At 64.5% G+C, this 8,271-nt stretch carries 8 protein-coding genes; 5 read left to right on the top strand and 3 right to left on the bottom strand.

All coding sequences use genetic code 11. The features are described from left to right. From ELR45_RS36220 to ELR45_RS33245, 3 genes are all read left to right on the top strand, one after another. Window positions 1–448, top strand: a 448-nt coding sequence (locus ELR45_RS36220) for an AraC-like ligand-binding domain-containing protein (RefSeq protein WP_205857770.1), incomplete at its 5' end; no start/stop codon positions are given. Between the two features lie 414 nt (window positions 449–862). Next, window positions 863–1,756, top strand: a complete 894-nt coding sequence (locus tag ELR45_RS33240) for a hypothetical protein (protein WP_129670112.1) — start codon at window positions 863–865, stop codon at window positions 1,754–1,756. Window position 1,757: 1 nt separating this feature from the next. After that, window positions 1,758–2,294 carry a restriction endonuclease gene (locus ELR45_RS33245; protein ID WP_129670113.1) on the top strand — a complete coding sequence of 179 codons (537 nt, stop codon included), beginning with the start codon at window positions 1,758–1,760 and terminating at the stop codon, window positions 2,292–2,294. A 117-nt stretch (window positions 2,295–2,411) separates the two neighbouring features. On the opposite strand, the gene ELR45_RS33250 is transcribed toward ELR45_RS33245, so the two are convergent. Next, complete coding sequence (locus tag ELR45_RS33250) at window positions 2,412–3,194, bottom strand: IclR family transcriptional regulator (protein ID WP_129670114.1); 783 nt, start codon at window positions 3,192–3,194, stop codon at window positions 2,412–2,414. 211 nt (window positions 3,195–3,405) lie between these two features. Here ELR45_RS33250 and ELR45_RS33255 point away from each other — a divergent pair, with 211 nt between their 5' ends. Beyond that, complete coding sequence (locus ELR45_RS33255) at window positions 3,406–4,314, top strand: SMP-30/gluconolactonase/LRE family protein (RefSeq protein WP_129670115.1); 909 nt, start codon at window positions 3,406–3,408, stop codon at window positions 4,312–4,314. A 31-nt stretch (window positions 4,315–4,345) separates the two neighbouring features. On the opposite strand, the gene ELR45_RS33260 is transcribed toward ELR45_RS33255, so the two are convergent. Then, window positions 4,346–5,617, bottom strand: coding sequence for an aspartate aminotransferase family protein (locus ELR45_RS33260; RefSeq protein ID WP_129670116.1), 1,272 nt, complete (start codon window positions 5,615–5,617; stop codon window positions 4,346–4,348). Window positions 5,618–5,914: 297 nt separating this feature from the next. On the opposite strand from ELR45_RS33260, the gene ELR45_RS33265 reads away from it, so the two are divergent. After that, the gene (locus ELR45_RS33265) at window positions 5,915–6,976 is read left to right on the top strand and encodes a nucleotidyltransferase family protein (protein WP_129670117.1); all 1,062 of its coding nucleotides are present in this window, start codon (window positions 5,915–5,917) and stop codon (window positions 6,974–6,976) included. Here ELR45_RS33265 and ELR45_RS33270 read toward each other — a convergent pair. Beyond that, complete coding sequence (locus ELR45_RS33270; protein ID WP_129670118.1) at window positions 6,950–8,134, bottom strand: hypothetical protein; 1,185 nt, start codon at window positions 8,132–8,134, stop codon at window positions 6,950–6,952. The genes ELR45_RS33265 and ELR45_RS33270 overlap by 27 nt on opposite strands. Window positions 8,135–8,271: the final 137 nt, after the last annotated feature.

An 8,271-nucleotide genomic window follows, 5' to 3' on the forward strand; every position in this document is an offset into this window, starting at 1 on the left:
CCTCGCGATGTCCGGCGAGTGTGAGTTCCGATGCGATGGCCGCCTGCGGACACTCAATCCGGGGCGTGCTGTGGTGCTGTCCGCGAGCGACCATGTTCTTACTCGCATGTCGCCGGACTGTGCGCTACTGACCTTCGCTCTCAAGGCTCCGGATGTCGAAGCTCATATTGGCGAGCTGCTGGGGGAACCCGTGTCTGAACCCCTGCGCTTCGAAACCGAGATGAACATCCGGACCGGCCTCGGAGAGAAGCTGAGCTCGGGACTGCTGCACCCGCTGGTCCGCAGGCTAGAGCGGGGATCTCGTGGCCTTGACTCCATGTTCACCGTCGAACGAGTCGAGCAGCTGGTGATGACGAGCCTTCTGCGGGCGCAGCCGCACAACTACTCCGACGAGCTCGAGTCAAGGGGGTTCATCCCGGGGCAGCGTAAGGATCTGGGCGCCAGCTGAGCGCGGGTCTCGATCCGCGGACTGCAGCGGGCCAACGCGCCCGTTTTCGTTCGACGGAGCTTGATTGCGAACGTCGGTTGGGGACTGTTGCGACGACTGCTCTTGCTGGGTGACGCCGTGGCTCCACGCCGGTTGGCCGCGGGCTGCAGCGGTGCAGATCGGTTCGACTTCCGTCACGGAATGGCTTACAGTAGCCGAATTGAGTGTTTCAAGAACAATTCGCCTGAAACTGGGTGGCATACGGACGGTGATCGTTGACGAGTGAGTGGTAGCAGAAAGTGATACTTGCGTAACTGACTGACAGGATGAATCCACCTTCACAAGCGACGTAATTGCGGACATTCCGCGTCTTTTGCCAGGTCAGGTTCGACGATTGTCTGTGCTGGCAGGCAGAGGCGGCGGTACCGTCTGTGTGTGGGTTGCTTGGTGGTGTCGTATTACGGGGCGGAGCTTGAAGCGCTCTATGCCGTCCTGCGCGAGCTCGGTGTAGAGGTGATCGACGTTGCAGAACGTGGCGGCGGAGTCACGCTGGCGCAAGCAGGCTTGGACGATGTCGATGTCTGTATCGCCGTGTTGCCGCCGGAGACTGTGGCGGACCTCATGGCTGCGTCGACGGTGTACGTGGAGATTGGCGTCATCGCCGCGCGGGGGTTGCCCGTGTTGATCGTCGCGCCTCCACCGCAACGCTCGTTGCCGGCGTTGTCCGGGCTTCCTGTCGTGAGCACGTCGATGGCCGACGTGGGCGTCCTGCGTCTGCATGTGGGGCTCTTCGTGCAGTCGGTGTCTGAGAACGTCGAGTGGCCGACCGAGGGACGGCCGATGATCGTTCCGTTGGGAGTCGCGGCGGAGCATCGCGCGCGACTGCGGGAGATCCGTGGGTCCCCGTCGGCGCGGCGGGGGGACGAGTTCGAGCGCCTCGTAGCCGACCTGCTTCGAGACGCCGGAGCGCATGTGCAGACCGTTACGGATGATGTGTTGGGTGAGGCGACAGCCGAAGTCGAAGTGGACATGGCGGCGTTTGTGCCGGGTGAAGAACTCCGCCTCGGCACGTTCCTCATCGTTGTCAAGCGTGGCGAGCTAGACGCCGCCACATCCCGCGTGGCACAGGAGCAGCTGTCCCGGCGTGTACGCCAGGTCGATGTCGGCCTTGGCGTGTTCGTGTACGACCGCGCTGGGCCCAACGTAGAGGAGATCCGGGCGCCCATGGTGTTCTCTATCTCGATTGACCAGCTCATGGACGAGCTTGAGCAGAGACCGTTGAACGAGCTACTCGTTGAAGCTCGTAATCGGGCCGTGCACGGGATGTGACATGGCGCTGGATCGGGGGGCGATCAAACAGCATCTGCAGGACATAGATTCAGCGAAAGTCCCAAGAGTTCGAGGCGAGATTCTTGAAACCTTGTCCCGCGAATTGCTCAGGTCAGTCCCCGGTTGCCATGTGATACGCAATGTCAAAAGTCCACTCGGTGCCGAAGAGATTGATCTGGTTGTCGGCAACGACCGCAGGCCGGGCGGGCTGCGTCTCCTACCACCGGTATTCTGTGTCGAGTGCAGGGCACGGGCTAGACCCGTGGATAGTAGGAGCATCAGTTCCTTCGTCAACGTTCTGCAGAACCGTGCCGTGACGGTGGGCATTGTGATCTCTACACAGGGCATCACCGGAGACCGCGATAAGCTCACTCACGCGCATTCGGTGGTCATGCAGGCAGCGGCTAGCGGTATCCGTATCCTGAGCCTGACCACCGAAGATATTAGTGCTCTGGCCAGCACCAGCGACTTGGTGGACTTGATCCAGCACTGTTTTCTGAAGGCCGCTGGGAGCGGCTGGATCGGATCCTCGGACTGATCAACTTCGGTCCGAGAAGGTGCTGGCCGGCACCGCACAACCCACCTCGGCTCGGTCACGTCGCCACGACCGACGCCGCACCCAGGCGCAGGCCTGGGTGCTGTCCGCGGGCGAGGCTCACGACGATGACTCGCCGGTGATGTCCTTGATGAGCTGTCGGGCGGCCTGTTCAAGAGCCTCGGCGACTTTGGGTACGTCGTCGACGGCGAGCCGGTAGGCGGGCGCGGAGAGGCTGATCGCGACGGGCAGACCGATGTCGGGCAACGCGACGGCGACGCAGCGGCCGTCCACATCGTTCTCGCAGTTGTCAAGGGCGTAGCCCCGAAGATGAGTGGTGACCAGGTCTTCGAGGTAGTCCTGGAACGAGGTGATGGTGGCCGGCGTGCGCTGCGCCATCCCCTCGGAATCGAGGATGGTCTTAACTCGTGCGGGGTCGATGGTGCAGGCGATCGCTTTCCCTAGTGCCGTGCAGTGCAGGGGGTCACGGTCGCCGGGCCGCGCGGCGAGCCGGACGCTGTGCGGGCTTTCGACGATCTCGACGTAGGAGACGCAGTTGCCGTCGAGGATACCGAGATTGAGCGTCTCCTCGAGCTGGTCACGTAGTTGAGTGAGGTACGGGCGGATCCGGTCCGCGAGCACAGTCAGCTGCTGGGACTGGAGGGGAAGGAACGCAGGGCCGATGCGGAACAGACCTGAGAGAGGATCACGCATCACGTAGCGTCTCGACTCGAGAGTATTCAGATAGCGGAAGGCGGAACTCTTCGGGAACTGTGTGACCTCGGCAACCTGGGTCAGCGAGAAGCCCTCTGGTTTCTCCTGTATCAGATCGAGGATGTTGCAGACACGCTGCACAGCTCGGATCGAGTACGGCTTTCCGCCTGAATCACCGGAATGTTCCATATTTTGGAACTCCTACTTTTATGTACCCAGACGGCGCAAGTAGCCGTTTCGGACGTACTGCCTTGCCACCTCCCTCGCGAAGGCGGAGTCTGTTCATATCAAAGAAGTGATGGAGCTAGCGTAGTGCATTTGGTTAGATAAAGGTACCGTTACGCAAGTTGAAATTGTTCAGTCCGTCCGGTGGTCGCCTACACGAGGGGAGTGTTCCGCGATGAGAGCCGAAGCGATCGACGAAGCTGACGGCCCACGCACGCATCTGGGGGAGAGTCCACGTTGGGACGGTGAGGCGTGGTGGTGGGTCGACGCGGCCGTGGGCGAGGTATGGACCCGGCGCGGCGGCGAACGCGCCAAGCTGGTCTGGCGCACCGGGCGGCGCACGTCGATGGTTCACCCGGAGGCGTCCGGAGGTGCGGTCGTCGCGTGCGAGCAGCAACTACACGTGCTGCGCCATCGCGACGGCGGAGGCTACGAGAATGCGGGCGTGTGGTGTGACCTCGACCTGGGCGACGGCTGGCTGCTCAACGACGGCGTCGCGGATGCGCGAGGGCGTCTCTGGATCGGGACAGTCGCGCCGGAGCGGCGACCTCTCGGCGGCTCGCTGTGGCGAGTCGAGCCGAACGGCGAGGCGTATCAAGCGGCCCGCGACTTCACGATGTCCAATGGCATGGCGTGGGATACGACGGGCACGCGACTGTTTCACGTCGACAGCGCGGAGCGCACGATCTGGGAGCACTGGATCGATGTCGATAAGGGTGAGGTGTTCGGACGAGAGATCTTCGTGCGCCTCGACGATGACGACGGCCTGCCGGACGGGATCGCAGCCGATGAAGACGGGGGACTGTGGGTAGCCGTGTACGGCACGGGGCAGGTCCGGCGATACAGCGGCTCGGGCAAGCTGGACCTGGTCGTCGAGGTGGACCCTCCTCAATGCACCAGCGTCGAGATCGGTGGTTCGGACGGGTGCGACGTGTTGATCACCACCGCCCGTGAGGGGTACGACGACGCTCGCAGCGCTGCGGAACCTTGGGCCGGGCGGCTGTATCGACTTCGCACGTTCCGGGCTGGACTGGTCCGGAGCAAGGTCGTCGTGGAGAAGGAAGAGGGTCAGGCACGGGGTTAACTGGAATCGCCCTGTGCCTGGCCCAGTCTCTTCAGCCCCAGTCGGTGAGGGTCTTCTCGAAGCGGGTCAGTGCCGCGTCGAGCTCGACCGAGCCATGACTGGCGGAGACGTACCAGATGCCGCGGGGCGCGACCCAGATACCGTGCCGGACAAGCTCCTCGGCGAACTCCGCATACCTGGAGAGGTCGAGGCGCTGCAGGCTGCGGAAGTCCGTGACGTCGGCATCGCCGAAGGACATATGGAACGCGGCGGGAAGCCCTTCGACTCGTAGCGGCACGCCGTGGGCTTCGCCGAGCTTGCGCAGGCCGTCCATCAGTGACGTCCCATGGCTGTCGATATCGGCGTAGGGAGGTCTCTGCCGTAGCTGTTTCAGGGTGGCCGCGGTGGCGGCCATGGCCATCACGGACCCGTTGAAGGTCCCGGCGTGGTTGACCTCGCCGGTGCCGATCCGCTCCATCATGTCGGCGCGGCCCGCGAGCGCGGAGACCGGCCATCCGCCGGCCATGGCCTTGCCGTATGTGGCCAGGTCCGGCGTCACTCCGTACCGCTCGGCGGCACCCCCAAGACCGAGCCGGAAGCCGGAGATCACCTCGTCGAAGATTAAAACGGCCCCGTGCGACGTGCATAGCTCACGAACACTCTGCAGATATCCGGGGTTCGGCTCGATGACGCCGGTGTTGATCATGATCGGTTCCATGACTACCGCGGCGATCGTGTCGCCACGATGTTCGAAGACGCTCGCGACCATGTCCTCGTCATTCCAGGGCAAGACGATGAAGTCGTCGAGATGGCTCTCCAGCTGGCCGGCGCTCGCGGTGCCCCAGGCCCCGTCGTGCGGAGCGGTGAGGACATTGTCGAGCCAGCCGTGGTAGTGACCCTCGAACCGGATCACCTTCGTCCGTCCGGTCGCCGCCCGGGCCACCCGCAGCGCGGCCTGCACGGATTCGGTGCCGGACACCCCGAAACGGACCATCTCCGGCCACCCCAGCGTCTCGCAGAGCAGCTCGGAGGCCTGCACCTCCAGCTCGTGCTGGCCGCCGTAGAGCAGTCCCCGCCGAGATGCCTGGTCGACCGCATCGAGCACATAGTCCGGTGCGTGGCCGAGGAAGTTCGGTCCCTGTCCGATGAGGTAGTCCACGTAGCTCTGGCCGTCAACGCTGTAGAGCCAGGCGCCCTTGGCGTAGTCGATGAAGACCTTCGGTCCGGCGAGCCGGACGTTGGAATGGACTCCTCCCGGCGCATGCCGTCTGGCACGGTGGTGCAGCTCATCGGAGAATGGCAACTTCTGCGAGTCGGTGCTCATCAATAGCTCCCCCTCGTTGTTGAGGGACTGGGGAACGTGCCCTACCCACCCCAAGTTCCAACTAGTGAAAATGAAACTCCGTTCTCTAAACGACGCTATACCGGGCTCGGGCGGCAGTCAAGGGGCGAGTTACACCGATTTGATCATCGACGCCTTGCCACGGGCATCGAAGCCCGGCGGCGATGACGCCGACCAGAGAGTGGCTTGAAAGTCGGCCCCTTGGCGTGAGAGGGCGTTGACCAGGAGTGTTGAGCCAGCGACACGGCACATGCCGGCTGGTGGTCGGGGAGGTCTGCGATGAGTAACAGCGACGTTCGCCTGGGAGACATGCTTTCGGGGGCCGGCTCGTCGATCCGTGAATGCCTGACGGTCCTTGACAAACATGATGTCTCCGCGGTCTTCATCGTGGACGACGGTGGCCGACTGGTGGGCGTCGTGGGTGAGCGGGAGGTCCGCAAGGCGCTTGTGGACGGTGCGCACCCGGATGACCCAGTGCGGGACCTGGTGGGGGAGCCGCCCACTACCGCCACTCCGTCCCAGGGGCGGGCCGAGGTGTTGGACATGATGCGTGCCCTGAAGGTCGGCGAGGTGCCCATCGTCGATGGCGACGGGTGCGTCGTCGGCGTCCACGTGGAATCCGAGATCGTCGGTGCGCTGCCGCTGGCGAACTGGGCCGTCGTCATGGCCGGCGGCCGGGGCACCCGGTTGGCGCCGTTGACGGACAAGGTCCCGAAGCCGATGCTGCCGGTGGCGGGCAGGCCGATCTTGGAGCGGATCGTGCTGCATCTTGTCGGCTCCGGGATCCGGCGGATCTTCATGTCGGTGAACTACCTGGGTGACCTGATCGTGCAGTATTTCGGTGACGGATCGTCGTACGGCTGCTCGATCGAGTACCTCTGGGAACGAGAGGACCGGCCGCTCGGTACCGGTGGGGCGCTCCGGCTGCTCCACGAGCAGGCGGAACCGCCGACCGCTCCCGTCGTGTTGATGAACGGCGACCTGCTCACCGAGTTCTCCATGTCGGCCATGCTGGCCGCGCACGCCCAGCGCAACGTGGTGGCGACGATCGCCACCAGCCAGTACCAGCACCAGGTGCCGTTCGGCGTGCTCGAGGCCGACGACGGGCAGCTGCGGCGCATCATCGAGAAGCCGACCAGCTCGTGGCCGGTAAACGCTGGCGTCTACGCGTTGGAGCCGCATCTACTCGCTCGTGTCCCGCGTGGCGAGCTGTTCCCCGTCACGCGTTTGTTCGACGACTGCCTCGCTCGTGGGGAGCGAGTGGGTCTGTGGCCGATCGACGACCTTTGGCAGGATATCGGCCGTCCGAACGAGTTAGCCAGCGCCAGGGGACAAGCCTGAGTCGACGTGGCCGTTCGTGGCCGGACGGCTGACACGTGCTAGGCGGTGCATCATCCACTGATCGAACAGATTCTGTATCGCGGTGATCATCGCCGCCTCGTAGTCATCCGGATTATGAGTGCTGCCGCCCGTGTGCTGGTCCAGCAGTTCTCTGAGCCGTGCGTTCTCGGTCTGCAGGTCCTGGGCGGAGTGTGGTGCCTGCGGCCACGGGCTCCAGCCGTTGTGTGACGGCGCGCCGTGTTGTTCGGGGATCGGGCGGGCCGGTGCAGGCATGTCCTCGGCCAGCCGCTCCTTCTCCGCGAGGAGCGCATCGATCTCGTTCACGTACTCGGGCAGGGGAGCGCGCGCCGCGTGGTCACGCTGGGCCATCCCGAGGATGTGCGCGATGCGCCGGGCGTGGCTGGACTCGATCTTCGGTCGGCTCAGCGTCGGATGCCGCTGAGGGTCGGCCGGGTCGTCCAGTGTCACGTTCGGCGCGTAGGTGCGCACCGTGCCCGGACGGACTGCGTGCGCCATCCCGACCATCTCGTTGAAGGCGGGCTCGGCGGCGGGTTCCAGCAGGAACATCGTGCCGAGTCCCACCAGCTCCCAGGACGCCTGAAGCGCCCACGTCTCGAGCGCCTCGGGCGAGCTGACCTCATGGCTGGCCACGAAGACGGCCCCCCGTCGGGTCTCGTCGGCCAGGTAGTCCATCAGGTCGGGCAGGTGGCTGGAGGAGACCCACTGCGGCTCGGCGGCGGCAGGAGTCCTGCCGTCGTAGCAGGACAGCGCGCCGATCAGGGACCTAAGGAACCCCGGTACGCACATAAACCCGGCTGGCCACGGATGTGCCCGGTCCGTCACGGCCGGCGGAACCAGCTCGGTCCACAGCCACCCGGCCTTATCAGCGTATTCGACCGCGGTGATAGTGGCACGCTTGATGTCGCTGGGCGCGTGCGCCGACGGGTGGAGCCTGCTCCACCGGTAAACGTGCGCGCCGTCGGAGTTTTCGGTGAGCACCGTGATGATGTCATTGTGTCCGAGTGTGTAGCGCCCGGGTGACGCGGTGGGTATCGTGGCCGCCTTCGCGGCAGCCCACCGACCCACGTGCTCGATGACGGTGTCGACCAGCGACTGGCCCTGATCGACACTGAGGAACGATCGATATGCCACAGCCATGGCTCGTCTCCAATGTTTCAGCCAATGAGGCATTTGTTTCACCTTACCGCCGACTGGCCTCACGTCAAGAGTGCCTCTGCGGCGACGTACGTTCAGGTCACGTGTGTATTACGGAAAGATCACATCGGACCCGCTCG

The organism is Phytoactinopolyspora endophytica (assembly GCF_004138495.1).
In the GTDB taxonomy this organism is placed as follows: domain Bacteria; phylum Actinomycetota; class Actinomycetes; order Jiangellales; family Jiangellaceae; genus Phytoactinopolyspora; species Phytoactinopolyspora endophytica.